Consider the following 26,742-nt stretch of genomic DNA (forward strand, 5'->3'; position numbering starts at 1 on the left):
ATACGAGCTGATTCGTAAAGGTCCTCAGGAATATTCATAAGAATACCTGACATTGAAAGAATGGTGTAAGGAATACCTACCCAAAGGTTTACAATGATAACTACGATCTTTGCAAGGTTAGGGTCAGTGTTAAGCCACTTAATTTCAACCGCCGCAGCCTCCGGGCTAAACCAACGAGTAATATCTGTAAGTAATACGTTGAAAGCACCATCAGTCTGAAGCATCTGGTTCATAAGAAGAAGTGATACGAACTGTGGTACAGCGATTGCAATAACAAAGAGAGTTCTCCACAAAGCTTTGAACTTGATACCCTTCTTGTTGATCATAAGAGCAACAATCATACCAAGGATATAGTTTGTGAATGTAGCACATACAGCCCAAACGAGTGTCCACTTAGCAAGTTCAACGAATGTTGTAGCTCTTGTTGCTGAGTTTGCCACATCGAATACTGATGTAAAGTTCTGGAAGCCTACCCAATGGAAGAGTGTTCCAGGAGGCATATGCTGAAGGTCATAGCTTGTGAATGCTATGAGTACCATAAAGATGAGTGGAAGAATCTGGAAAATACCAATCATCAATACAGGGAATGACAAAAGTGTGATGTGATACTTGCCATCAAGGAATTCTTTCATATCATGTCTTAATGATGTTGGCTTTTTGCCAGCAGAAACAAGAAGCTGATGTTTGTACGCATCTTTAATGTTTGCAATGTAGATTGCAAATACAACTACTGTAATTACAATAGTAAGTACAGAGTAGAGAAGGATAAGCATTGAGTTATCACCATAAACGGTTACAGGGAAAATGCCGTCCATCTCTGTGTGAGTCTCAACAGTACCAAGTGAACCAAACTTGGAAATGTAACCCCAACCAAAGAATACCATATAGAGAATGTACAAAACTTCTGAAAGGAAGAATAAAATACCCTTGTAGTACTTACCCTTTGCAAGGTCGCCAAGGCCAAAGATGAGGTAAGAAAGCTTTGTCATAATATCTCCGTTTACAAAGGTTTTGCCGTAATTAGCAAAGCCCTTGCCAATGCCAACGAAAAACTTCACAATAGCATTTCCTATTGCTTTAAAAAAGCCTGCCACTTTACCAGGCAAAGCTTTGAAAAAGTTTTTAGCATTATAGGCAAACTTCTGGAAAGGATTAAGCTGTACATAATCAATATATTTCATTAATAAGCTCTCCTTAAAATAGTTTGCAAAACTTACACCAAACTAATAATATATTCTGCGTTATCAATTAGCATCATAAATACATTAGTAGTTTGGTGTAAATTAATTACAATGTCTGCGACATTGATAACGAGTTTTCGCTCATTGGGGCTCTCAGCGACTTGAGAGCCCCACGAGTATGAGAAGATTTATTTTGAAATCTAAAATTATTCGTCTCTTACGTTTGCGATTGTGTCTGTGATTAACTGCTTGAAGAAGTCAGCGTTTGAAGGATCTGTTTCGTCAGCAACGAGCTTGTTACCGAGGTTTGCATATGGATCCCAGAATGTTGAAGCAACATTTACCTGTGGTACAGCGAACTTACCCTGATCAGCGATAGCTGTAAGTACTGCACTACCTGTAACAACTTCTTCACCGTTTACAGTCTGGTTTGAAGGACCCCAACCGAGCTCTGTAGCTCTTTCTCTCTGGCACTCTTCGCCTGCGAGATAGTTAGCAAGGATCTGAGCTGAACGTGGGAACTTAGAAGATGCGTTTACACCGATGAACTTGTAACCGAGCATTGAAACCATCTGCTTAGCTTCGCCGTTTACATCGATTGTTGGGAGCTTAGCTGCACCAAAGTTGTCGCCAAGAGCTTCCTGGTTAGCAATTGTGTTCCAAGAACCGTCGATACCTGCACCGCAAGTCTTCTGTGAGAAACCTGAAGAAATAGCGTCTGTTGAAAGTGCCTGGAATGTACCCTTATAGTCGTGCATAAGCTTTGAGAAAGCCTGGAGTGTTGAAACTACCTCAGCCTCATCATAATCTGTGAACTTCTGAGTAATGCCATCTTCCTCAAGACCATCGATCTTAAGACCGGCTGTGAATGTGAATACACATGAGTAGAAGCCGTTACCAGCGTCCATGATGAACTTCTTACCGCCTGCCTTACAAGCTTCGAGGATATCCTCAAATCTGCCTGCCTGCTCGTCAGAAACTACTGACTTATCATATACGAGGTAGTAACCGTTGTCACCTGTTTCAGGATAAGCGTAAATCTTACCGTCGATTGTTGCAGCTGAAACTGACTCTGCTGTATCTCTCTTAGAAATGTCATCAGCATAAGCAGCCTGTGAAATAACGCCTGCTGTCTGGAGCTTGTTGAGCTGGTCACTTGCGAAACCAAATACATCGGCAGCAACTGAAGCATCGTTAAGGAGCTGTGTAGCAGCATCGCTCTCAGCCTGAGCAACTACTGTAATATCAATCTTCTTGTCCGGATAAAGAGCCTTGAAAGCTTCGCACTCTTTTTCAAAAGTAGAAACTGCCTTATCAGGAGCCCATACTTTAAGTGTAATGTTGTCTTCGTCACCAAAGTCGCTGCTTGCTGCAGAAGCACTGTCACCCTTTGATTCTGTGTTTGAAGCTGTACTGCTGTCACCTGAACCACCGCAGCCAACGAGTGCTGTAGCAGCCATCATGCTTGCCAAAAGAACGGCAAAAATCTTTTTCATCGGATATTTCCTTCTTTCATAAAAATATAAATCTTTCATTCCTTGTGAATGATGTGAGGACAGTCCCTCTGTCCTTTCACTACATTTATGATACCAAAAAATCATACAAAAAGCAACTACCTTTCTACTTTTTATACAGAGTGTTAAAACTTTAAAATATTTTTGTGCAAATTGTGAATTAAAATTTAACTTTTTGATTTTTATTACAATTTCATCATTGGTTTTTTGTTTAAATTAACAGTTTTTCATTTGTGCAACTTGTCTATTTAAGATTTACAGAATTAAATTCACAAATCTCGAATTTATTCTTTTTCCCGACTAAATACATACAAATTAGATTTTTTTAATGTTTTTTCGGTAATTTTTACCAATGGTCTAAATATTTCTTTTCGCACAATTAACACATAACAAAAAATTTCATTATTATTGTTGTATTATTTTCCGCTAATTGCTATAATGTATTAGTAATCACAAGTTTTTAGATGGAGTGAGTTTATATGAAACTAAGCGATTTGCTTGTAAACATTAAATATACCGCCGTAAATGACGGCAACCCTGAAATTTCGGATATTATATACGATTCCCGAAAGGTTACAAACGGCACAGCATTTGTCTGTCTTAAAGGCTATACCTCAGACGGACACAAATATGCACAGTCTGCCGTTGAAAAAGGTGCGGCGGCACTTATAATCAGCGATGACCTCGACTTTGAAGTTCCAAGTGAAGTGGCAGTTATTAAGGTTGAAAACACAAGAGAAGCACTCGCCTATATGAGTGCCGAGTTGTTCCAAAGACCTGCCGAAAAGCTTAAAACCATTGCAATCACAGGTACAAAAGGCAAAACCACCACTACCGCAATGATTGCCTCAATCCTTGAAAGTGCCGGAATTAAGACAGGCACAATTGGCACACTTGGTATTCTCTATGACGGAAAGGTGGTAAAAACCGACAACACCACACCTGAATCATATGAAATTCAGAAATCCATGCACGATATGCTTGAGTGCGGTTGCGAGGCTATGGTAATTGAGGCAAGCTCAATAGGCTTAAAGCACTACAGACTTGCAGGTATTACCTTTGATGTCGGTATATTCACAAATTTCTCTCACGACCACATCGGCGGTGTAGAGCACAAGGATATGGCTGAGTACCTTTACTGCAAGAGCCTGCTCTTTGGGCAGTGCAAACACTCGGCAGGAAATATTGATGACGAAAAATTTACCGAAGTAACCAAGCTTGCAAAAGAAAAGCCTGTAACCTTTGGCTTTTCTAAAAACGCAGATTTTGTTGCATCCGGCGAACATTTATTATTTGAGAATGGCTTTATCGGTGTACATTTTGAATTGAGCGGCAGAAAGCAACTTTCACTTGATGTAAATATTCCGGGCAAATTCAATGTATATAACGCACTTGCGGCAATCAGTGCCGTAGCTTTCTTTGATGTTCCGGATAAAGCTATAGTAGAGGGACTTCACAAGGCAAAAGTTAAGGGCAGAGTTGAACCTGTGCCTGTACCGGGCAACTATTCTCTTATCATTGACTATGCCCACAACGCACTTTCAATGGAAAATGTGCTTTCCACACTTCGCCTTTACAAGCCAAACCGTCTTATTACAATGTTTGGTGCAGGCGGTAACCGTCCTAAGGTAAGAAGATACGAGATGGGAGAAACCTCAGGCAGACTTTCCGACCTTTCTGTAATCACAGAAGATAACTCTCGCTTTGAAGATGTTATGGATATTATCGAAGACATCAAGACAGGTCTTGCAAAGACAGACGGTAAATATGTAGTTGTTCCTAACCGTAAGGACGCAATAAGATATTGTATGGAAAATGCACAGGACGGTGATATCATCGTGCTTGCCGGTAAGGGACATGAGGACTATCAGGAAATCAAAGGCGTAAAATACCATATGGATGAGCGTGAACTTGTAGCCGATATTATAAAAGAAATGGCAGAAAAGAAATAAAATTGCTATACATTAATATGTTTCTTTGCTAACGGATTAGTAAATTGAATTTTTTGAAAAGAGATGATAAAATGTCAGCTATCAGAGATTTACAAATAGATGAATACAATCTATTTGCTCACGGAAAATTTGATTCACAATCTTTATTTCAAGGAGAGATGAATCTTTCTATATTTGTAGATGATGGTGCAACAGAGGAAGATGCTATTAAATGTATAGAGCATTATAACAGTTTACTGTGCAAGCCGGAGATATGTAATCAGATTCAAAAAGGTTTGGAAAAGTTTTTTCTATATATGTATCACGAATGGATTGATTTTGGCGACATATATGGCGATATTGCTAAATCTTTAGAGCCGGTTATGGATGGATATAAAGCCGGAAAGCAGTTGATTACATATTTGTATAAACCTACATTATGCATTTTTCCGCAATTAAAAAACGAGATTGGTTATGGGCTTGAATGTGAATGTCCGTGGGAACCTGAACATCAATGTTTAATTCTGATTCGCAATGATAAAGTTGTTTATGTTGGACCTTCCGAGGGCAATGATCCATGGGGCGATGAAGACGATTATTATTGTATCTGGAATGACAACGACGAGGGATAAATATCTAAGCAATTTCGGTTCCTATGACACAAGCATCATTCTTTCGTGCTTAACATAGGTTTAAAATAATATCTAAAAAATAAACGCTAAAAATTCAGCAGCCGTAATCTTGCGATGACGGCTGCTTTGTTTTTTCTGTAAAATTGGACAAATTAAAAATTTTAAACCTTTTATAAATAGAACAGAAAATAGAATAGTAAATAATTTTTTTAAGTTCTTTTTTCAAGCTGTAAATTAGTTTAACCATAATTATTAAACTAATTTTTTATTTCTCCATGTGCCGTGCCTATAGCGAAGCAATGCAAAAACAGCTGTTACAGTCCATGTAAGTCCTGTAGTCAACCATATTCCCCACATTCCAATAAAAGGGATTGCAGTAAGACTTATTGCAAACGCTACTCTTGCAATAACTTCTACCACACCATTTATCAGGGCGTATACAGAATCTCCTGCTCCATTCAACATATATCTAAGAATCTGTACACCGCCCAAAGCAATAAGGAACAAACTCGTAATACGAATACCTGTTGCAGCGATAGAAATAATATTTTGATTTGCAACAAAAATACTCATTATCGGCTTTCCGAACAACCAGAATACCGCTAATAAAACAGCCGATATAACGGCACTGATTTTCATTGCCGCAACAACACCGTCAGATATTCTGTTGTGTTTACCTGCTCCTATATTTTGACCAGTATAAGTCACCATTGCCGATCCTAATGCCGAAAAAATCTGTTGTACCAATAATTCAATTTGAGTAGTTGCTGTAAAAGCACCGATAACATCTTCTCCAAAACCATTTACAATTCTTTGTAAAATAATGCTTGATACATAAATTAAAGCATACTGTAATCCTGTAGGGATACTTACTTTTAAAGTTTTATTAATTAAACCTCTGTCTATTTTTCTATATACAAAAGCCTGTTTAAATTGAGGAACTTTTACAAAAGCATAAATCACACATAACACTGCCGCAATAGCCTCTGATAAAACGGTTGCAAAAGCCGCACCGGCTACACCTGTTTTGAATACAACAACAAACAGTAAGTCCAAAACAATATTTAAAAGACTGCAAAGCACGAGAAAAATAAGCGGTGTCTTTGAATCTCCCAATGCTCTTAAAATAGAAAACGGAGTAAAATAAGCGGATACTGCAATTAAACCGCCCATAAAAATATACATATATGTAAGTGCATCCGGAAGAAGTGATTGCGGTGTATTTAATAAAAGTAAAATCGGCTTTGTTGAAACCATTGCAATTACTGTCATAATAATTGTAATTAATATACAAGTATAAGTTCCATTTGCAATAGATGCCGCAGTTCCTTTTTCGTTTTTTGCACCAAAATATTGAGAGACCACAACACCTGTACCTATTGCAGCACCCATACACATTGACATAAATGTCATAGACAATGCATTTGTCGCTCCTATTGCGGAAAAAGCCGTATCACCTACAAACCTACCAACTATAATTCTGTCAACCAGCGTATATATTTGCTGAAACAAATTACCGATTAATATAGGAATCGAAAATTGTATAAGCAATTTAATTGGATTGCCCTTTGTCATATCTATTATTTTCATTTGTTTTCTCCTTTTGTAATACCGTATTGTTTTAGGACTATATATCTAAAAACAAACCACTTGCACCGCATAATGCAAGTGGTCATTCACCGAGCATTTCTTTGCGAAAAGTCGAAGCATATATATCTATCAGTTTGAGCAATGTATCTTGTTGTTCTTCAGTCAATGCTTCCATAGCTTTACAGTCTGCCTTATGAATATGCGGAATAAAGTTCATTGCATACTGCATACCCTTCTGTGTTAAATAGATTGTTTTTATTCTGCGATTTTCAGGAATCTCTTTAAGCTCAATATATCCATTTTTAAAAAAACTTGTTATCACATTATTTACAGTCTGTTTAGGCAGCAAAGTTTTATCACATATAAGCTTTTGCGTGCAATTATCTGTATATAATATTGCATTCAAAATGTAAAGACTATTATATGAAATTCCACATTTTCTAGCATAATCTTCATAAATGATACTTATGCTCTGCCAAGCATTACAAAAAGCTCTTGTTTTTGATTCTATATCCAAAGCTATCATCTCCTTTATTAGTCTTATTTTAGGACTATTATATCTTCTTTCGTGATTTCTGTCAATATAAAATCTTAAATTTTATTTCAAAGAGTAGGATAACTTTATATATATGCAAAGTATGTTTATCTCAGTTCCGGCACAACTGCAAAAAAGATTAAATCTTCGTTGCTGTCATTGATAAGACTATGGCTATGACCTTTTGGACAATAATGGCAAGAGCCGGCTGTCAGCTTTTCCTCTGTATCGTCATACTTCACCTTGCCGTTACCGCTGAGAATATAAATAATCTCGCAATTACCATCGTGAGTATGAAGTCCGATTGATGCACCGCTTTCAAGTCTGCCACGCATAATTTTAGTTTCGCCGTCATCAAACATATCTGCTCTGAAAACCTTTTCTCCTCCCTTAAAGTTAGGGAGTTCCTTTGTCTGCATATTATCAAAATCTATATACATTATATATCACCTTTCTGTCTTTACTTTCGGAATTAATAAAAATGTGGTTTCACCCTGATTAAGTCCGAGAATTTTTCTCTCAATTCTCGGATTTTTATATCTTCTCACCATATCTCTGAGGGCAGTTCCGCCATTGTATCCATGCAAAATTCTTACTTCACGCACATCATTCGGCAGTTGCTTTAGTCTTTGTGTTAAAAGCCTGCCCGCACTTTCAACAGTTTGCCCGTGTAAGTCTATCTGCACAGAATATGGCATTTTTGCACCTCTTTTCTAAAATTTTACCTCCGCACAAACTGTACGGAGGATTTTTTGTAAAATATTATTCTTCAACTGCCGGTTCTGTAGGAGTCGGTTCCGGGTCAGGCTCCGGTTCGGTTGGAGTAGGAGTTGGCTCAGGATCAGGCTCCGGAGTTACAGTTGGCTCAGGTGTAGGTTCGGGAGTCGGTTCCGGATCAGGCTCAGGAACATACGGAGTATCGTGAGATGAACTGCTGCTTGATGACGAGCTGCTTGATGAGCTTGAGCTGTTGTTTGAGTTAGAAACCGCACCATTATCGCCGTCTGCTGAACCGCCGCCAATACCACCGCTGCTTTCATAGGTAGATGACGGAAGCTCTTCCCTGTCAACCTCTTTACCGTCTTTATAATATACTCTCCATGCTCTTGCAGAAAATTCCTTGCCGCTTGTAGAGCCGATTTCGTTTTCTGTTCTGATTTCGTCATAATCAGGACTCTGCCAACCCCAGAAAGTAACTGAAAGTGTTGTGCCGTCCATTTTACATTCAATAAACATCTGATAATCAGTCTGATTAGAGAACTTCAAGTCAAGATTTGGGTAGTCAATAGTAGCGTCAAGACCTGTTGGCACATAGTCAGATGCCCAAAGGTGGCAATATCTCTCCTCAATCTCAACATTTGCCCTGATAGCTGCATTGTAGATTGTGGAGCTTGCCTGACAGATTCCGCCGCCGTTGCCCTGTACAAGCTTGCCGTCTGCAATTACACCTGCCGGCTTATAGCCGTTTTCAGAAAGGTTTGAGTCACCTGTACATTCGTTGAATGACCACACATCACCCGGCTCAAGCACAGAACCGTTGCAAGCCTCAAGGGCAGTTTTCATATTTGAATTACCGTTTTCATTGTTGTAAGAAACGGTCTGGTATGTAGAAAGCTCAACAATATTTTTCTTGACCATATCAAGAGAAATACTTGCGTCAACATCTTTTACAACAGCGTTGAGTGCCATTGTACCGTTGCCGTTTTTTATTGCCGAAGAAAGCTGAGTAATAAGGTCTTTTTCGTCAAGCTCAGCACCCTTCTGAGCATCCTCGTATTTAAAGCGATTGTCGCCATCATAAGGATTAAATTCAGAAACACGGGCGTTCTGTGCCTTTACATCAACCTCTTTTTTGATTTTATCTGCATTGCTCTTTATTGACTCATCTGTGCAGGTTGCAATAACCGTATAGGTCTTTGCGGTTTGACTTGATGATTCTTTATTGATTTCATCTTGCTTAAGCTGATTTAAAACTTCCTCTGTGTTGTAGGTGTATTTTAAATCCTTTTCTGTAATTGTGTATGTCTTGTCCTTTGCCTTTACAGAAATTGAAACCGGTGTAATGAATGACTGTTCTTTTGAATTTAAAAGCTTTAATGCCTCATCATAGGTTTTGCCTGCAAGTGAAATGCCCGATACCTTTGCATCATCGGAGAAATGGAAGCCTAATCCGAGGTTATCAACAGTAGTCTGTCCGTTTTTGCTTGGCATAAGCATAACCACACCTGCCACAGCAATACCTACTACCACCGCACCTGCTGCACAGCTGGCAATAATAATTTTCTTTTTATTGCTCTTTTTGCCATTATCGGAGGTCTTTTTATCAGAAGCCTTTTTGCTGTCCGAAGCACCGTATTTTCCGCCCTTTTTTGCCTTACTCTCTGCCTTTTCATCGTAAGACATTACGCCCTCAAAATGGCGTGGGCTGTCGGCTGAATGTTTATTTTTAGAGCCTGTCTTTTTGTCCTTTTGTTTAACACCGTTAGAAACATCTACAAGCTCATCGTCATATGAATCATCGTAAAAGATAAAATCTTTATCAAAGTTTGCCATTAAGAAATCCCCTCCGTTGGGAAATATATTTACAGTTTCTTTATTATGTATATATCTATAATTTTACTACACTTCCTTTTAAAAATAAAGAGCAAATTTCAAAAATAAAGCCAAAAAAATTCCCAAAGTTTATTCAACCTTTGCCCCTGAATTTTTATGCAATGCCATATTTTTGTGACGATTTTTTAAGAATTAAAATTATTTATTAATCTTTTTTCTATTTCGGTTGAAAATTGTTTATATTAACGATATAATAAAGGATAAAGACATTAATTCTAATGGAGCATTTTTATGAGAATATTGATTTTTACAGCATCAACCGGCGGCGGTCACAAAAGAGCCGCAGCAGCACTTGACGCTAAAATAAAGGCACTTGACCCACAAAACGAAGTAAAGGTAGTGGACGCATTAAAGGCAATCGGCAAGGTTTACGATAAAACCGTTTGTGGAGGTTACCACTTTATGGCTACTAAAATTCCAAAGGTTTACGGTGTGTGCTATAAGGTAACAGACCGCAAAACTATAATATATGACGCAGTTATGAAGTCAAATACCGCTATGTCAAACAAGCTTTTAAGCATTATTGACGAGTTTAACCCAGATGTGATTATTATGTGCCATCCGTTTATTACAACAATGGTTTCAAAGCTTAGGAAAAAGGGCAAAATCACAGCAAAGGCTATCAGCCTTATCACCGACTACGATGCTCACCGTACCTACATTGTACCGAATATTGACGCATATGTACTTGCCGAACCGCAAATGGCACAAAAGCTTATCAACGAATACGATGTTGATAAAAATATAATCTATCCGCTTGGAATTCCGATTTTTGACAGATTTTCTCAGCCGTTTGACAAGGCAGAAATCTGCAAAAGAGAGGGACTCGACCCTAACATTCCTACTGTTTTGCTTATGGCAGGTTCGTTTGGTGTAACAGGAGTTTTAAAATTCTACAAAAGCCTTGTTATGCAAAAAAAGCAAATGCAGTTTATTGTAATTACAGGCAGAAACAAGCACCTCTACTCAAGACTTGAGGAAACAATGGAGGAAATGAATGCTCAGGACTGCACAAAGCTTTTGTACTTTGTTGACAATGTCGAGGATTATATGCACATCTCAGACCTTATCGTGACAAAACCGGGCGGACTTACAGTTACCGAAAGCCTTGCTTGCAGACTTCCGCTTGCTATTTACAACGCATTCCCCGGTCAGGAGCGTGACAATGCCGAATTTTTGGTTAAAACCGGTGCGGCAATTATGCTTGATAAGATAAACGGTGCCGAACAGGTTTGCAGACTTCTCGGAAATCCTGACAAGCTTACAGAAATGAAAAAGCTCTGTAAAAATCTTTCTCAGGAAAACTCAGCCGAAAAAATTTATGACCTTGCCAAAAAGCTTGTCAACGAGGATTAACGAAAGGACTAACAATGGAAAAAATTATTTCTGCCCTGCTTTGTGCAGGTCTTATAGCAGCTACATTCACAGCCTGCTCAAGTGCAGACAGCTTTTCAGATAAAGAGCAGCTTTCAAAAGGCGTTGAACGCAGCACAGACACCGAAACTACATTCAATTACGAGGACGGTGCCGTAACTGCACCTACCGAATACAATTCCTTTTCAAGCGAGGTAAGCGACTTTGAATTAAAGCTTTTCCGCAATTATTACAAAAATAATTCCGACAAGAAAAGCTTTGTATTTGCACCTGCAAATACAACTCTCACACTCGGGCTTATGGCAAACGGAGCGGCAAAACAGAGCCAGACAAATATTGTAAACGCTTTAAGTGATGAGCTTGTAATTGACTCGCTAAATCAATGCTCATCATATTTTCAGAGCAGACTGAAAGCCTTTTCCTCTGACGGCACTGCTGATGAAAACGGCAAAAACACTGAAAAAGCGTATGTTAAGCTTAATCAGTCATACTTCTTTAATGATACGGTTGATATAAGGAAAAACTTCCTCACAGCCAACGCAAATTACTACGGTACAGATATTTTCAGATTTGTATTTTCAGACCAAAATGCCGTTAAAAAAATGAATTCTGTACTCGGTGAAAACGCAATAACTTCACTTGACAACTCAAACAATCTTCTTTGCATAAGCTCATCGGATATGTACGATGAATGGCTTAATGCCTACAAAGATGATGCCGTTGCAGATGGAACTTTTTATTCCGAAAGCGGTGAAAAATCTGTAAAATATATGACTTCTGTTGAAAACTATATTCATACAGACAAAGCACAGGGCGTTATAAAATATATGCGTAACACACCTGTAAAATTTGCGGTGATAATACCAAATGAGGATACTTCACTTGAAAGCTACATATCCTCAATGACATATCTTGAGTACTCGGATTTGCTCGACAGCTTTAAAATCACTACTCTCACAAATGCCTCAATTCCTGAGTTCAGCATTACATCAGACTCCACACCAAAAAGCCTTAAAACCGAGCTTGAGAACTGTGGACTTACCGATATATTTACAGACAGCATCAACCTTTCAAACATCACTCTTTCAGATGATTTATTTGTAAATGACATTTCTGAAATTCAGCCGTCAATTACTGTAAATACCTCCGGTGTAGGCGGAAGTGAAAAGGTAAAAGCTACCGTTGTTGCAAACACACTCAAGTCTGATTCTAAAACTGCTGACAGCACATTAAAATTTGACCGTCCGTTTATATTTATGCTTATTGATAACGAAAGCAATATTCCGCTTTATATAGGAACTGTTGATTTTTAATTGTTGGTTGTAACGGCCAGATAACTTTTGCTTGCTAATACAAAAGTTCAATAACAAAAAGTTTAGGTCGAGCCTTTTTAAAGGCTCGTGGGTTTGGGCAAAGCCCAAGAAAAGTTATGCCTATTACAATTTTGCAGGCACAAACAGCGTTGCTGTTTGTGTGATAAAGCAAAGTTTGGTAAAACAGACGACAGTCTTTTAAAAGAAATTATTTATTAGTAAAGAATGATGACTTTTTATGATGCTGTCGCATTATAAGACTTTCACCGTTGCGTTCAAGTCGCAAAACAGCAAACTGTTTTGCTATCAAACTTTGCGTAAACTAAAAGTTTTGTGGACTCTGTCCACACCTGCAACCTTTGAAAAAGGTTGACCAAACTTTTTTATTCGAGTATTAAGTCTGTGATAATTCAAGCAAAAAATACCCGACCGTCATAAACAAAAAATTTATTCCGACTGTCCAACACAAAAATTACAATCTTTATTCATTATCAACAAGTCTAACTGCAAGCACTGTGATGTCGTCATCATGACCGTCATCACGGTGCTTTATTGCTTCTGCCACAACCGCCTGTGCAAGCTCTTGCGTACTGCCCTTGTTCCATGTTCTTATCAGGTTTTCAAGCCATTTTTCATTGCCGGTCAATACTCCGTCAGACACCATAACCACCATATCTCCTGTTGTTAAGCTTATTGTATCGGTTGAAAATTTTATATTATTTAGTATTCCGGCAGGTAACGACGGCATTTCTTTCGTCATCACCCTGCCGTTTTTCTTTATATAGGTAAGAGGTGCACCGGCTTTGTTAAGAGTTACTCTGCCGCTGTAAAGGTCAATTTTTGCCACATCTACAGTTGAAAGCGATTCGTCCTCACTCTTAACCATAAGTGCGGAATTAACAATCTGCAGCGAGCTTTCGGGGGTAAGTCCGGACTTTAAAAGCCTTGTCATAATTGATGTTGCCATATTTCCGTCAACCGCCGCTCTGCCGCCTGTACCCATACCGTCACACACAATAGCATAGGTATTGCCTGTGCCGTCATTAAAGTAATTAAGGCAATCACCGCAAAGCTTACCACGGTTGGCGATATGCTGTTCTGTACCGATTTCAACATCATAAACAGGCATTTCACAAAGCTTTACCCTTATGCTTCCACCCTCTTTTGTAACAAGCGGAAGGTCAAAGCGTCTGCCGCAGCATTTTGAAATTTCACGCATCAAAACACCCTTTGAAAAGCGTTTTGACTTTGGTGAAATCGAAAGCTCCACATTCATTCTGCCACCCTGCGTAATAAGACAGATACATTCCATAGGAATTATACCCATTGCAGAAAGTACGGAAATCACCCTTTCAGATGCCTCAGTATCGCATTTCATAGCAGTTTTAAATTCATCTGAAAGGTCTGACAAAATATCGCCTATGCCTGAAAACTGTCCCGCAACTACACCTCGCACATCGTCAACCCTGCGTTGTGCCTCAAGGCAGGAGATGTACTCCCTGTAGTTTACATTCATACTCTCGGCAATTTCTCGTTTTTTGCAGCATTTCTTAACAAACAGCTCCTCAATATCATTTTCGGTCACTCTGCCTTGCTGTTCAAGCCTTTCCTCAAGGCGTCTGAAATCATCGTAGGTCACTCCCTCCTGCTTATCATGGCAATAAACCTTTAAACCGCAGCCCGAACAGACATTTTTTCTCACATTGTCGCATACCATATCAAGTGTGGGTGAATACAGCCTTTTGAGTCTGTCGGACACTCCGTTCACATCATTTTTAACATTATTGATAGCCTTTGATGCAAAATCAAGCCTCATAACAACATTTTTTCTCAGCGTTTCTCCAAGAGAAGCGTTCTTTTCGTGAGAAAAAACAGGTGCTATAAAATTTCCGACCTCCTTTGGCAAAATCATAAATATAACCGATGCGGTAAAGCTTTCTATCAGCACCTCGGCAAGTGCAACCCTGTCACTGAAAGCAAGGCACATCACAGCGTCAGAAATTATAAACGAAATCACGCAGGCAAGCTTACCTACCGTAGAAAAAAGTCCTGCCATCAATCCGCCAAAGGCATATCCGCCACAGATAAAAGCCTGATTTCTGCTTGCAATACTGAAAATCGCACCAGTTGCAATTCCGCAAACCGAACCGCCCGCAACTCCGCCATATCTTGCACAAAGCAATGTTACAAGCACCGCAAGGATTCTTCCAACGGATATTCCCTGAATAGCAACACTGCCGAATGAAAGCATCAGCACACAACCCGTCAGCACAAGGCTTGCAGTTTCCTGCTGAGAAAAGGCTGCAATACTTCGCCTTTCTGTTGAAAGTCTTACTGTACTGCTGAAGAAATAAGCCGCTGTGCCTGCGAGCACCGCCTCAACAATGCAATCAGTGAGTGACGAAAGCGTGCTTGTGCTTACAAAGGTCAGCACAATACCTGTTGCAAGAATGGGCATAAATGCCACAAGAGGGGCGAACAAAGCACTGTTTTTTACCCTTTTTATGTCACTTGTCAGCCATCTTATTCCGCCTATTGCCACCACAACGGCTATGTAACGAAAGCTGTCTGAGGGTGCAAGCAAAATATATCCAAGCCCTGTGCCTGCAAGTGCCGACAGCAAGTATTTTTTCGGTACAGCCGCCGCAAAAGAAGCACCAAAGGGTGATAAATTTCCGAGCATTGCCCCCTTTGACACAAGAACACCGCTCACAAAATAAATTATGTTTGTAATTACCGTCCTTGCAAATTCAGCCGAGCCATCAAAATTTTTGCGTACCAGAGCTTTTTTTGCCTCCATTTTTTAACATCCTTTTCTGTTTATTTATAGATAGCATTGTCTGCAACCTTTACATATATTATAAAATCTTGCACACAATCGTTTTGTCATTATGTGGATGGCAATTTATATATTCTTTTGTAGAAATAATCTTTGCATTTAAATTTATTAATTTATATTCGGAAAACAGCTTGCTTATGCTTACATTATTCAGTATTCAAGCCATTATACGGTAATTAAAGCATAAATAGGCAACTAAAGCACAAGGCATAGTTTTCCTATTGCTTTATGTCGCAGCAAATATTCAAAACGCAAAAAAGCACAACTACTAAAGAATAGTTGTGCTAAAATGTAAAAATTAATATTAAATGCCCTTAACATACTGTCTGAGTGTTGGCAAAAATCCGATTTTGTCAGGTGCTTGCAACGGCATTTGCGGAAATGCGTCATGTCCGGGCATATTGTTTGCCTCAATAAACAAAGGACCGTCCTCTGTAATTGCCACATCCCAGCCGATATAACCAAGCTGCGGAACTTTTAAGGCAGCCTCTCGGCACATTGCCATTGACTCCTCCCAGAAAGGAATCTGATAACCTTTAATCACACAGCCTGTGCGTGGGTGCTTTTCATACACCTTTCTTTGCTTGTCGCAAGCCGGAAAAGCAATTTTGCCGGTAGCCATATCAATCGGCGAATACATTCCGCCTGCATTTATGTTATCTACGGGGCGGTCGCTGTTGCCCATACGAATACAAGCGTAAACAGCGTTTGCCTTGCCCTCGGATAAAACAGTATAAACTCGAATTGTATTTACCGAATCAGGGTTTATTTTTGCCATATCATGGTGCTGTTTAACAACCTCTTCTACAATACTGATATTTCTTCTTTTCAGTTCATCGTACATATCGTCAAGACTTTTAAAATCTGATTTTTTAAGCTTATCAACACCCTCACCACAGCACAAATCGTCCGGTTTGCAGATAATTTCATCAAATTCCTGCATAAAATCTTCAAACTCGTTCTTACTGCACTTTGCAAAGTTAAGCCACTTACGGTGAAGATATTCTCCGAATTTTGTGTAAAATTCGGTTTTATTATCAAGAATATGATAATAGCTTGGATCATTTAAAAGCTTTACAACTGAATTATTGATTCCTCTTGTAACAAAGGTTGCCCTCTGCTCACTGTTGAGATTATAAAATTCACACAGTAAATAATCCTTGTAGCCGGCACCGTATTTAAAACCGCAGGAGATTACATCGGCAAGAATTGAAACTCTCGGCTTGCCCGAAAGCTTATGCACCTGCTTAACGGTACTAAACAACGCACTATAATCCATATGTGCTATACATCTTATAATATAGCCAAGCTTTCCCATAAAGAAAACTCCTTTACCCACTATAAATTGTTAAAAACTTGTATCTAAATAATTACCATTTAGTAACCATTTTAAAGCTTGTACTACAAAATGTCAATAGAGATTTTGTGTTTTATATGTGAATATTATTTGAAACAATAACTACAAAAGTATCATAAAAAAGAGAAAAACGGCGGATTCACTACGAAATCCGCCGTTTGTTACAGCTCAAAAAAATATACAAACTATATTGGTTTTAAAACAATGTCTTTTAAAATCGCTATAATAAATATAAGTCTGTCTGTTATTACTTTCTCTTTGCAAAGCAATCGCTGCAGTAGTATGACTTGCCTTCCATTGGCTTGAAAGGAATCTTAGCAACGCCGCCGCACTCTGCACAGGTTGTTTCAAAAAGCTCACGAGCCGGCTTAGCAGCATTTTTACGAGCCTGTCTGCAAGCTTTGCAACGCTGTGGCTCATTTACGAAACCTTTTTCAGCATAAAATTCCTGCTCGCCTGCTGTGAAAACAAATTCATTTCCACATTCTTTACATACTAATGTCTTATCTTCGTACATTGTTTTTTACCTCACTTTTGTACTGTATAGTTGTTTTGCCCTTTTGCGGAGTTGCACCGCTTATTCTTTTAAGGACATATAGTGTAAGGAAATTTTCTTTTTTGCCCTTTGCAAGGCATTGTCGGTTGACTTTGCAGAAATGCTGAGTTTTTTTGCAATCTGCACATAGCTAAGTCCGCTGCAATAAAGCATTAGTACGGTATATTCCCTGTCTGAGAGCAGATTTTTAAGTTCGCTGCAAAGCACAGCAAAATGTTCCTTTGCAAGCATAAGCTGTTCCGGGTCTGTTCCTTCACCCTCAAGCTCATCAATACTGTCGTCAAGAGGAACAAGACTTGCACTCGGCACAGCCTTTTGTGCGTTGCTTTTGCGTACGATAGAAATAAATCTGCGTTCAACCAAAATATCAACATAGCTTTTAAAAGAAGCCTTTTGTGTACTGTCAAAGGTACGGCAGGCATTTAAAAGTCCCATCAATCCCTCTTGCACAAAGTCGCTTTGCTCATATCCGTCTGCGGAATATTTACGAGCTAAAAAGCCAATATTTCGCAAATATCTGAGGGTAAGCACATCAAATGCACCGTCATTTTTCTGTTTTACAAGCTCAGCAAGCTTTTCATCTGAAAGCTCTGAAAGATTTTTTACCGGCTCAGACACAAGCTCACCTCAAAAGACTTTTCCTTATCATAAATAATAACCTATTTACCTTTATTTGTCAATAAGGAAATAAATATTATTTGTAAATTTTTTTAAAGCCTCTTTCAATAATTGTGCAGATTTTACATATTTCGCAATATTTTGACTTGTAAGCAAAACAATAAAATGGTATAATATTATTTAGATTTCACACAAGAGGTGGATAAAATGGTGGTAAAAATTAACAGTTTTGGTCTTATGGGTATGGACAGCTACCCTGTAGAGGTTGAGGGAGCAATCAACAAGGGCTTTCCTGCCTTTGATATGGTCGGACTTCCTGACGCCGCAGTCAAAGAAAGCCGTGACAGAGTTAAAAGTGCAATGAAAAATTGCGGATTCAACTTTCCGACTGCTCACATCACAATAAACCTTGCACCTGCCGATATTAAAAAGGAAGGCCCTATCTATGACCTGCCAATACTCATAGCTGTGCTGAAAATGACAGGAGCAGTAGTTGCAGAAATTTCCGATTCGGCTTTTTTGGGCGAACTCTCGCTTGGCGGTGATGTACGAGCAATCAACGGCGTACTTCCCATGGTAATCAAAGCAAGAGAACTTGGTTACCAAAAGATATATGTACCTTTTGCAAACGGTGCAGAGGGTGCCGTAGTTGACGGTATTGAGGTATATCCTGTTAAAAACATTTTACAGCTTATTGCACACCTCAGCGGTGACAAACCTATAGAGCCTGCTGTTGCAGAGGTTGAGGATGAAAGCACAACAGAGCGGTTTGTGCCTGACTTTTCGCAGGTTAAGGGACAGGTCGAAGTAAAAAGAGCCTTGGAAATAGCTGCCGCAGGCGGTCACAATATACTCTTGATCGGCCCACCCGGATCCGGCAAAAGTATGCTTGCAAAGCGTATTCCGTCAATTCTGCCCGATATGACATTTGAAGAAATGATTGAAACCACGAAAATTCACTCAATAGCGGGACTGCTTGACAAAAACGGACTTGTACGCACCCGACCGTTCCGTTCACCGCACCATACAGTAACAGCTGTCGGACTTGGCGGCGGCGGTACAGGAACCGTTCGTCCGGGTGAGGTATCGCTTGCACATAACGGTGTGCTTTTCCTTGATGAATTACCTGAGTTTTCAAGAATGTCACTTGAGGTGCTTCGTCAGCCGATTGAGGACGGAAAAATTACAATTTCACGCTCACACGGCAGTTATACCTACCCTTGTACCGTTATGTTGGTTGCAGCTATGAATCCTTGCCCATGCGGATATTTTAATGACCCGTCAGGCAAATGCACCTGCACACCGCAAAAGATACATAATTATCTTAACAAAATCAGCGGCCCATTGCTCGACCGATTTGATATACATATAGAAGTATCAGCCGTAAAATTTGACGAATTAAGAGATAAAGAAAAGACAGAAACCTCTGCCGAAATTAAAAAGCGAGTAGATAAGGCGAGAAAAATTCAATCTGAACGCTACAAAGGTACAAGCACAAGCTGTAACGCAAATATAAATGCCGACCAGTTTGAAAAGGTATGTATCATTGATGACGAGGCGGAACAAATGCTCAGAAACGCTTTTGACGCTATGGGAATGACCGCAAGAGCCTATGACAGAGTACTTAAGGTTGCAAGAACCATTGCCGACCTCGACAACAGCGAAATTATTAAATCGGACCATATTCTTGAAGCTGTACAGTATCGCAGTTTGGATAGGAAGTATTGGGGCAAATAATTTTCAACATTTTATTATTATGATGTTAAAAATAAACCTGATAACCCTCAAAATACAAAATTAACCTTTTTACAATTTTCAATTACATAATGCAAAAAGTCACACCCTGCAAAATCTGCAAGGTGTGACTTTTTTAATCTACATTAGAATTTACAATTTCGGCAAATGAAGAATACTCCGGCTTTTTTGTAAAGCTTTTTAGCGTATCAAAAAAGCCCTCCTCCTCACTCTCCCTCTTTATTTCAAACGGTATCTTCTGCTCTCTTAATGACTGCTTTAAAAACAGATTTACCGCTGTTGACAAGTCAAGTCCTAAGTCGGAATACAATTCCTGTGCCGATTTTTTCAGCTCACTGTCTATGTTTATATTTGTACTTACAAGCATTTTTCTCACTTCCGTTTTTTATTTCTACGCTTATTATATGAAGAAAATTTTGATTGTATGTTCTCAAAAATCAAGCAAATATCGGCAATTTTGCAAAAGGTCAGAAAAAGTCAAAAATATTTTAAAATTTAGTATTTAAGAGTATTCGAGAGAATTTGGGAGCATTTTCAAAATTAGTATTTATTTTTTGACTTTATTTGACTTTGACTTTCTCTGACTTTAGCTTTATAATAAGGTCACAATCTGAAAGAGAGGCGAGAAAAGATGAGAATGAGCGATTTGGTCGCTAAATATATTACAGAAATGCTTGACGAGCAAAACGGCAGTGCTGAAATTCAGCGAAACGAGCTTGCAGGAAATCTTGGCTGTGTGCCAAGTCAGATAAATTATGTTATCACCTCACGCTTTACTCCGGAACAAGGTTACATTGTTGAGAGCAGACGAGGCGGCGGCGGTTACATAAGAATAAGCCGTGTAAGTATGGATAGAGGTACAGCTATAATGCATATAATTAACTCTGTGGGCAGTTCACTTGACAAGGCTTCGGCCGAGGCAATGCTGAACAATATGGTCAACAGGTCAATTATTGAGCTTAGTGTTGCAAAGGTTATGGCGTCTGCATTGTCAGACCGAGCGTTGCACACAGTTGAGCAGGAAAAAAGAGATTCGCTCAGAGCCGATCTTTTTAAGAATATGCTTTTAGCAATATCATAAGAGCAGGAGGTATTTATTATGAAATGTCAAAAATGCGGTGTTAATAACGCTAACACACATGTTAAATCTATAATTAACGGAGAAATCAAGGAATATGACCTTTGCAGTGAATGTGCAAAGAAGATGGGATATACAAATGTATTCTCAGACATTGAGGACGAATTTTCAAACTTCCTCGGCAGCTTCTTTGGCAACGCACTTCCTGCCAGAACTCAGGCAAGAAGATGTGAAACCTGCGGCAGTACTTATTCCGAGATTGCAAAAACAGGTCATGTAGGCTGTGCAGACTGCTACGATGTATTTGGCGATGAGCTCTTCCCACTTATCAGAAGAATTCACGGCAACACAACACATTGTGGCAAAAACAGCGACAGAAAAGCTGTGCAGGCTGAAAAGCACGAGCCTACAAAGGAAGAAAAAATTGCTCAGCTAAAGAGCGAGCTTGACTCAGCGGTTAAGGAGCAGAATTTTGAAAGAGCCGCAGAATTAAGAGATATAATTAAAGGAATGGAGGCATAATAATGAGTGACAATGCAGTAATTTCCACAAGAGTAAGACTTGCGAGAAACCTGAAGGATTTTCCTTTCCCATGTAAGCTTTCAAAGGATGGTATGGAAAAGGTTATTGAAAAAGTAAGATCCGCTGTCAAAAACAGCAACAGTTCGATTGCCTCCGACTTTAAATTTATTAAAATGAGTGACCTCACCGAGGCACAAAGTGTATCGCTTGTTGAACGCAGAATTGTAAGTCCTGAGTTTATCAGCAACACCGAGGGCAGAGCATTGCTTGTAAATTCCGATGAAAGCCTTTCAATTATGATAAATGAAGAGGATCACATCAGAATACAGGCAATCACAAAGGGACTTGCACTTGAGCAAACCTATGACCTCGTTGATAAGCTTGACACTTTGCTTGACGAAAGTCTTGACTTTGCATTCAGCGACAAGTTAGGTTATCTTACTCAATGTCCTACAAACCTCGGCACAGGTATGAGAGCTTCTGTAATGCTCCACCTGCCTGCACTTGAAAAGAGCAGAGCAATTGGCAGAATTGCAGGCAACCTTTCAAAGCTTGGTCTTACAATCAGAGGTACTCACGGTGAGGGTACAGAACCAAAGGGAAGCTTATATCAGCTTTCAAATCAGGTTACACTTGGCATTTCCGAAAAGGCTGCCATTGAAAACCTTAAAAATATTACAGCTCAGCTTATTTCACAGGAGGAGCTTGCAAGAGAGCGTATTTGCTCCAACATTGATGTGCAGGACAGCATAAGCCGCAGCTTGGGCGTTCTTAAATATGCCCGCACAATTACACACGATGAGGCTTTGCAGCTGCTTTCAAATGTCCGTCTTGGCATAGTTTCGGGACAGCTTAAAAATGTTCCGCTGCACACTATTGACAAGCTTATGACAGATGTTGAGCCTGCCACACTTATGGTAACAAGCGGCAAAAATCTTTCCGCTGCACAGCGAGATGTGGCAAGAGCAGATTTGCTCAGAAAGACACTTGAAGAAGTGTAACATAATTAATTAAAAAATTATCGAAAGGACTGACGATTATGTATGAATTCAGAGGATTTACTCAAAAGGCAAACAAGGCATTAAACCTTTCTATTGAGTCAGCTCAAAATTTCGGTCACGACTATATTGGCACCGAGCATATTCTGCTCGGTCTTATTAAAGAGGACAGCGGTGTGGCTGCCACAGCCCTCAAGGAATGCGGAGTAACGGCAGAGGCACTTGAAAATGAAATTGTAAGTGTTGACGGCAGAGGCATTCAAACCTCCCTCTCACCTGACAGCTTTACTCCTCGCACAAAGCGTGTACTCAGAACAGCCATGATGATTTCTGCAAGAGCAGGCAGCAGCTATGTAGGAACAGAGCACATTTTGCTTGCCATAGTTTCTGAAAGCGACAGCTACGCTACAAGTATTCTCAGAAAGCTTGGCGTAAGCTCAAACGCTATTGCAAATGCAGTAGCAGGCGGTTTGCAGAACGGTGCGTCCGAAAGCCAGTTTTCAGGTATGGAAAACGGCTATCCGCAAGGCAAAGAAGAAGGCGGCTCTGCACTTGAGAAATTTGGCAGAGATTTAACAAAGGCTGCCAAAAACGGTGAAATTGACCCTGTTATCGGCAGAGAAAAGGAAATCAAGAGAGTTATTCAGATTCTCTCAAGGCGTACTAAAAACAATCCTGTGCTTATCGGTGAGCCGGGCGTTGGTAAAACAGCAGTAGCCGAGGGACTTGCCCTTGAAATTGCAAACGGCAATGTACCTGAAATTCTGCGTGACAAAAAGGTGGTAAGCCTTGACCTTACCGGTATGATTGCCGGTGCAAAATATCGTGGTGACTTTGAGGAAAGAATCAAATCTGCCATTGATGAGGTTAAAAAGTCAAAGGATACTATCCTCTTTATTGATGAGCTTCACACCATTGTCGGTGCAGGCTCTGCCGAGGGTAGTGCAGACGCAGCAAACATCTTAAAGCCGTCACTTGCAAGAGGTGACTTCCAGGTTATAGGTGCAACAACCCTTAACGAATACAGAAAATACATTGAAAAGGATGCAGCTTTGGAACGTAGATTCCAGCCTGTAAAGGTTGGTGAGCCTACCAAGGAGCAAGCTGTTGAAATTCTTAAAGGCTTGCGTGACAGCTACGAGGCACACCACAAGGTAAGAATTACAAACGAAGCTATTGAGGCTGCCGTAAATCTTTCTTCCCGTTATATTGCCGACAGATACCTTCCTGATAAGGCTATTGACCTTATTGATGAGGGTGCGTCTAAGGTAAAGTTAAAGGGCCTTACTTCTCCTCCTGACATCAAGTCACTTGAAGAGCTTATTGATAAGCTTGAGCAAGAAAAGGCAAGTGCCATTAACGAGCAGGACTTTGAGCGTGCCGCAAAACTCAGAGATGAGCAGAAAAATGTTCAGACACAGCTTGACACAGCTAAAAAGGAATGGTATGAAAACAGAGAAAACCGCAACGGTGAAGTAACACCTGAGGTTATCGCTGAAATTGTATCCGAATGGACAGGAATTCCTGTAGTTCAGCTTACAAAAGAGGAAAGCGAGCGACTCCTTAACCTTGAAAAAGAACTTCACGAAAGAGTTGTCGGTCAGGACGAGGCTGTAAGCTCAGTTGCCAAGGCAATCCGCCGTGGCAGAGTTGGTCTTAAAGACCCTAAGCGTCCTATCGGTTCATTTATCTTCCTTGGCCCTACAGGCGTAGGTAAAACAGAGCTTTGCAAGGCACTTGCAGGTGCAATGTTTGGCGATGAAAACGCTATGCTCCGTATTGATATGAGTGAATATATGGAAAAGCATACGGTATCCCGTCTTGTTGGTTCACCTCCTGGATATGTCGGATTTGACGAGGGCGGTCAGCTTACAGAAAAGGTAAGAAGAAAGCCATACTCAGTAATCCTCTTTGATGAAATCGAAAAGGCACACCCTGATGTATTCAACATTCTTCTCCAGATTCTTGATGACGGCAGACTTACAGACTCTCAGGGCAGAACAGTTGACTTCAAGAACACTGTTATCATTATGACCTCTAACATTGGTGCAAAGCTTCTTACAGAAAAGCACAATTCACTTGGCTTTACTGATGACAACAGCAAGGAAGCTGAAACCGAGAATACCAAGGAGCTTGTACTTGGAGAGCTTAAAAAGGCATTCCGTCCGGAATTTCTTAACCGTATTGATGACATAATCGTATTTGACAGACTCAGCAAGGACAAGATCAAGGAAATCGCAGTCAAGATGCTTGCAGGTCTTAAAAAGCGTTTGTCTGATATGGAAATTGAGATTGAATTTACAGACGATGCTATTTCCGCTATTGCCGACAAGGGCTTTGATGAAATTTACGGTGCAAGACCTCTTCGCCGTGCTATTACATCAGGCATTGAAGATCCGCTTTCAGAGAAAATGCTTGACGGCACAATCAAGGCAAACAGCAAGGTTAAGTGCGACTTTGCAGACGGCGAGTTCACCTTTGCCGAAGTAAAGTAAAAAATCTTAAATTTAATAATATTTTTTGACTTTAGCTCAAAGAATATGTTATAATGATTTATCCGCTGAAACACGATTTTGGCGGATAAATCTGCTTTATGCGGATTAAGATTTCGGCTTTGCCGACAAGGAGGTTTTTAGTTATGGAAATCACAAAGAATTCTATCATCGGTGATGTTCTCGACAAATATCCCGAAACTGCTGAGGCTTTCTTCAGCATTGGCATGCACTGCCTTGGATGCCCTGCATCAAGAGGTGAAACAATCGAAGAAGCTTGTATGGTTCACGGTGCAAACGCTGATGAGCTTATCGATGTTCTCAACCAGATTGTAAACAAATAATTTGTCCGTATTACCACATTCGGGCTGAAAGGATTGATTAATTTGCAAAATAAAATATCTCTTGACCAAAGGCTTAGAATGTGTGCGGATTTTGTAAGGCAAAACTCAAGGCTTGCCGACATTGGCACAGACCACGCATATCTTCCGCTGTGGCTGTGCCTTAACGGCACCTGCCCGTCTGCCATTGCCGCAGACATCAACCCCGACCCTCTCTCAAGAGGACAGGCTGCAATAAAAAATTGCAACGCTGAGCATCTTATTTTCACAAGGCTTTCAAACGGACTTGAAAACATAGCCGAAAATGAAGCCGATGATTTTGTAATTGCAGGTATGGGCGGTGAACTTATTGCCAATATACTTGACAGCTGTACATATTCAAAAAACAGCGAAAAGCACTTTATTTTACAGCCAATGACCAAAAGTGAAGTTCTTATTAAATACCTTTTTGACAACGGTTTTGATATTTTAAAGCAGGACTGCTGTACTGCCGCAAACAAATGCTACACCGTACTCCTTGTGTGCTACAGTGGCAAAAAGCACTGCTACACTCAAACAGAGCTGTACTGTGCAAAACTGCAGCCGTCCACAAAATCCACACACAGGCTTTTTATAGAAAAGCACATATCAAGACTTGAAAAGCAGGCAAAGGGCGATGCCCGTTACGCTGAAATTGCACAAAAGCTAAGGGAGATGCTCTGATGACTACAATTAAAGATATACTTGAATTTTTTGAGGAATTTGCACCCGTTGACACCGCCATGGATTTTGATAACTGCGGTTTGCTTGTCGGTAACCAAAACACACCGATAACAAGGGTGCTTGTTGCTCTTGACATAACAAACGAGGTTGTTGACGAAGCCGATAAGCAGAATGCACAGCTTATCATAAGTCATCACCCCGTTATTTTTAATGCAATAAAAAGGCTTGATGCCAATGCCGTTCCCTATCGTCTGGCACAAAAGAATATTTCTGCGGTTTGTATGCACACAAACCTCGACTTATCCGAAAGCTTCGGTGTAAACACCTGCCTTGCAAACGCTGTGGGGCTTAAAAATATTAAGCCCTGCAAAAGCGGAGAATGTATGTTTATCGGCGATATTTCTACAGATATTGAAAGCTTTGCAAAAAAGGTTAAAGAAAATCTTGATTGCAACGGACTGAGATACACAGATGTAAAGAAAAAAATTAACAAAGTTGCGGTATCCTCCGGTGCAGGCGGTTCAAATGTGCCGTTTGCCTTTGCCGAGGGTGCAGATGTTCTGCTCACAGGTGAAATCAAGCACCACGAAATTCTGCTTGCAAACGAGCTTGGTATGTCAATTATTGACGCAGGTCATTTTAAAACCGAAGATATTGTAATATCTTCCCTCTGCCGTAAACTTTCTGACAGATTTAGTAATATTAGCTTTACAAAATCAAAGGTTTGTAACGATAAAATTAAATACATTTAAGGTTTGTATTATTTATTAAATACTCGTTGCAATATCTGTAATAATTTGA

Annotated in this window: 24 protein-coding genes; 12 read left to right on the forward strand and 12 right to left on the reverse strand. The window is 39.8% G+C overall.

The genetic code is table 11. From position 1 onward, the window contains the following. The coding region (locus ACJMMI_RS05820; RefSeq protein ID WP_405354264.1) for a carbohydrate ABC transporter permease at positions 1-1,181 on the reverse strand (1,181 nt) is incomplete at its 3' end. A 206-nt stretch (positions 1,182-1,387) separates the two neighbouring features. After that, positions 1,388-2,677 carry an extracellular solute-binding protein gene (locus ACJMMI_RS05825; protein WP_405354265.1) on the reverse strand — a complete coding sequence of 430 codons (1,290 nt, stop codon included), beginning with the start codon at positions 2,675-2,677 and terminating at the stop codon, positions 1,388-1,390. Between the two features lie 497 nt (positions 2,678-3,174). Here ACJMMI_RS05825 and ACJMMI_RS05830 point away from each other — a divergent pair, with 497 nt between their 5' ends. Both ACJMMI_RS05830 and ACJMMI_RS05835 read left to right on the forward strand, forming a co-directional pair. Continuing rightward, the gene (locus ACJMMI_RS05830) at positions 3,175-4,647 is read left to right on the forward strand and encodes a UDP-N-acetylmuramoyl-L-alanyl-D-glutamate--2,6-diaminopimelate ligase (protein ID WP_405354266.1); all 1,473 of its coding nucleotides are present in this window, start codon (positions 3,175-3,177) and stop codon (positions 4,645-4,647) included. A gap of 71 nt (positions 4,648-4,718) precedes the next feature. After that, positions 4,719-5,258, forward strand: a complete 540-nt coding sequence (locus ACJMMI_RS05835; protein ID WP_405354267.1) for a DUF6985 domain-containing protein — start codon at positions 4,719-4,721, stop codon at positions 5,256-5,258. Positions 5,259-5,510: 252 nt separating this feature from the next. Here ACJMMI_RS05835 and ACJMMI_RS05840 read toward each other — a convergent pair whose 3' ends face one another. From ACJMMI_RS05840 to ACJMMI_RS05860, 5 genes are all read right to left on the reverse strand, one after another. Next, positions 5,511-6,848, reverse strand: a complete 1,338-nt coding sequence (locus ACJMMI_RS05840; RefSeq protein WP_405354268.1) for an MATE family efflux transporter — start codon at positions 6,846-6,848, stop codon at positions 5,511-5,513. A gap of 82 nt (positions 6,849-6,930) precedes the next feature. Next, a complete protein-coding gene (locus ACJMMI_RS05845) occupies positions 6,931-7,365 on the reverse strand; it encodes a MarR family winged helix-turn-helix transcriptional regulator (protein ID WP_405354269.1) in 435 nt (144 codons plus the stop codon). A gap of 125 nt (positions 7,366-7,490) precedes the next feature. Further along, positions 7,491-7,823: a cupin domain-containing protein gene (locus ACJMMI_RS05850; RefSeq protein WP_405354270.1), complete on the reverse strand. Its 333-nt coding sequence runs from the start codon at positions 7,821-7,823 to the stop codon at positions 7,491-7,493. A 6-nt stretch (positions 7,824-7,829) separates the two neighbouring features. Then, on the reverse strand, positions 7,830-8,081 hold the full coding sequence (locus tag ACJMMI_RS05855; protein WP_405354271.1) for a Smr/MutS family protein: 252 nt from the start codon (positions 8,079-8,081) through the stop codon (positions 7,830-7,832). Positions 8,082-8,145: 64 nt separating this feature from the next. Next, the gene (locus tag ACJMMI_RS05860) at positions 8,146-9,936 is read right to left on the reverse strand and encodes a VanW family protein (RefSeq protein WP_405354272.1); all 1,791 of its coding nucleotides are present in this window, start codon (positions 9,934-9,936) and stop codon (positions 8,146-8,148) included. Positions 9,937-10,227: 291 nt separating this feature from the next. On the opposite strand from ACJMMI_RS05860, the gene ACJMMI_RS05865 reads away from it, so the two are divergent. Together ACJMMI_RS05865 and ACJMMI_RS05870 are read left to right on the forward strand one after the other, a co-directional pair. Continuing rightward, the gene (locus tag ACJMMI_RS05865) at positions 10,228-11,352 is read left to right on the forward strand and encodes an MGDG synthase family glycosyltransferase (protein WP_405354273.1); all 1,125 of its coding nucleotides are present in this window, start codon (positions 10,228-10,230) and stop codon (positions 11,350-11,352) included. A gap of 14 nt (positions 11,353-11,366) precedes the next feature. Further along, positions 11,367-12,683: a serpin family protein gene (locus tag ACJMMI_RS05870; RefSeq protein ID WP_405354274.1), complete on the forward strand. Its 1,317-nt coding sequence runs from the start codon at positions 11,367-11,369 to the stop codon at positions 12,681-12,683. Positions 12,684-13,164: 481 nt separating this feature from the next. Here ACJMMI_RS05870 and ACJMMI_RS05875 read toward each other — a convergent pair whose 3' ends face one another. The 4 genes from ACJMMI_RS05875 to ACJMMI_RS05890 all read right to left on the reverse strand — a co-directional run bounded on the left by ACJMMI_RS05875 (position 13,165) and on the right by ACJMMI_RS05890 (position 18,053). Continuing rightward, on the reverse strand, positions 13,165-15,483 hold the full coding sequence (locus ACJMMI_RS05875; protein WP_405354275.1) for a SpoIIE family protein phosphatase: 2,319 nt from the start codon (positions 15,481-15,483) through the stop codon (positions 13,165-13,167). A 343-nt stretch (positions 15,484-15,826) separates the two neighbouring features. Next, positions 15,827-16,840: a sugar-transfer associated ATP-grasp domain-containing protein gene (locus tag ACJMMI_RS05880; protein WP_405354276.1), complete on the reverse strand. Its 1,014-nt coding sequence runs from the start codon at positions 16,838-16,840 to the stop codon at positions 15,827-15,829. 286 nt (positions 16,841-17,126) lie between these two features. Beyond that, positions 17,127-17,396: a zinc-ribbon domain containing protein gene (locus tag ACJMMI_RS05885; protein WP_022235006.1), complete on the reverse strand. Its 270-nt coding sequence runs from the start codon at positions 17,394-17,396 to the stop codon at positions 17,127-17,129. 60 nt (positions 17,397-17,456) lie between these two features. Next, entirely contained in the window at positions 17,457-18,053 is a 597-nt protein-coding gene (locus ACJMMI_RS05890) for a sigma-70 family RNA polymerase sigma factor (RefSeq protein ID WP_405354277.1), read from the reverse strand. Between the two features lie 207 nt (positions 18,054-18,260). On the opposite strand from ACJMMI_RS05890, the gene ACJMMI_RS05895 reads away from it, so the two are divergent. Beyond that, positions 18,261-19,790, forward strand: a complete 1,530-nt coding sequence (locus ACJMMI_RS05895) for a YifB family Mg chelatase-like AAA ATPase (protein ID WP_405354278.1) — start codon at positions 18,261-18,263, stop codon at positions 19,788-19,790. Between the two features lie 133 nt (positions 19,791-19,923). On the opposite strand, the gene ACJMMI_RS05900 is transcribed toward ACJMMI_RS05895, so the two are convergent. Then, complete coding sequence (locus ACJMMI_RS05900; RefSeq protein WP_405354279.1) at positions 19,924-20,175, reverse strand: type II toxin-antitoxin system RelB/DinJ family antitoxin; 252 nt, start codon at positions 20,173-20,175, stop codon at positions 19,924-19,926. A gap of 270 nt (positions 20,176-20,445) precedes the next feature. Here ACJMMI_RS05900 and ACJMMI_RS05905 point away from each other — a divergent pair, with 270 nt between their 5' ends. The 7 genes from ACJMMI_RS05905 (at position 20,446) to ACJMMI_RS05935 (ending at position 26,693) form a co-directional block, all read left to right on the forward strand. After that, a complete protein-coding gene (locus tag ACJMMI_RS05905) occupies positions 20,446-20,889 on the forward strand; it encodes a CtsR family transcriptional regulator (protein ID WP_405354280.1) in 444 nt (147 codons plus the stop codon). Between the two features lie 18 nt (positions 20,890-20,907). Beyond that, positions 20,908-21,408 (forward strand): UvrB/UvrC motif-containing protein, encoded by a 501-nt coding sequence (locus ACJMMI_RS05910; RefSeq protein ID WP_405354281.1) that lies wholly within the window; start codon positions 20,908-20,910, stop codon positions 21,406-21,408. Positions 21,409-21,410: 2 nt separating this feature from the next. Next, a complete protein-coding gene (locus tag ACJMMI_RS05915; RefSeq protein ID WP_405354282.1) occupies positions 21,411-22,409 on the forward strand; it encodes a protein arginine kinase in 999 nt (332 codons plus the stop codon). Positions 22,410-22,447: 38 nt separating this feature from the next. Further along, entirely contained in the window at positions 22,448-24,901 is a 2,454-nt protein-coding gene (locus ACJMMI_RS05920) for an ATP-dependent Clp protease ATP-binding subunit (RefSeq protein WP_405354283.1), read from the forward strand. Positions 24,902-25,044: 143 nt separating this feature from the next. Further along, entirely contained in the window at positions 25,045-25,242 is a 198-nt protein-coding gene (locus ACJMMI_RS05925; protein WP_405354284.1) for a DUF1858 domain-containing protein, read from the forward strand. A 42-nt stretch (positions 25,243-25,284) separates the two neighbouring features. Then, a complete protein-coding gene (locus tag ACJMMI_RS05930; RefSeq protein WP_405354285.1) occupies positions 25,285-25,941 on the forward strand; it encodes a class I SAM-dependent methyltransferase in 657 nt (218 codons plus the stop codon). Next, positions 25,941-26,693, forward strand: coding sequence for a Nif3-like dinuclear metal center hexameric protein (locus ACJMMI_RS05935; protein ID WP_405354286.1), 753 nt, complete (start codon positions 25,941-25,943; stop codon positions 26,691-26,693). Before ACJMMI_RS05930 ends, ACJMMI_RS05935 begins: the two co-directional genes overlap by 1 nt. Positions 26,694-26,742 lie beyond the last annotated feature (49 nt).

The sequence above is a fragment of the Ruminococcus sp. genome, from assembly GCF_045129435.1.
Taxonomy (GTDB): domain Bacteria; phylum Bacillota; class Clostridia; order Oscillospirales; family Acutalibacteraceae; genus Ruminococcoides.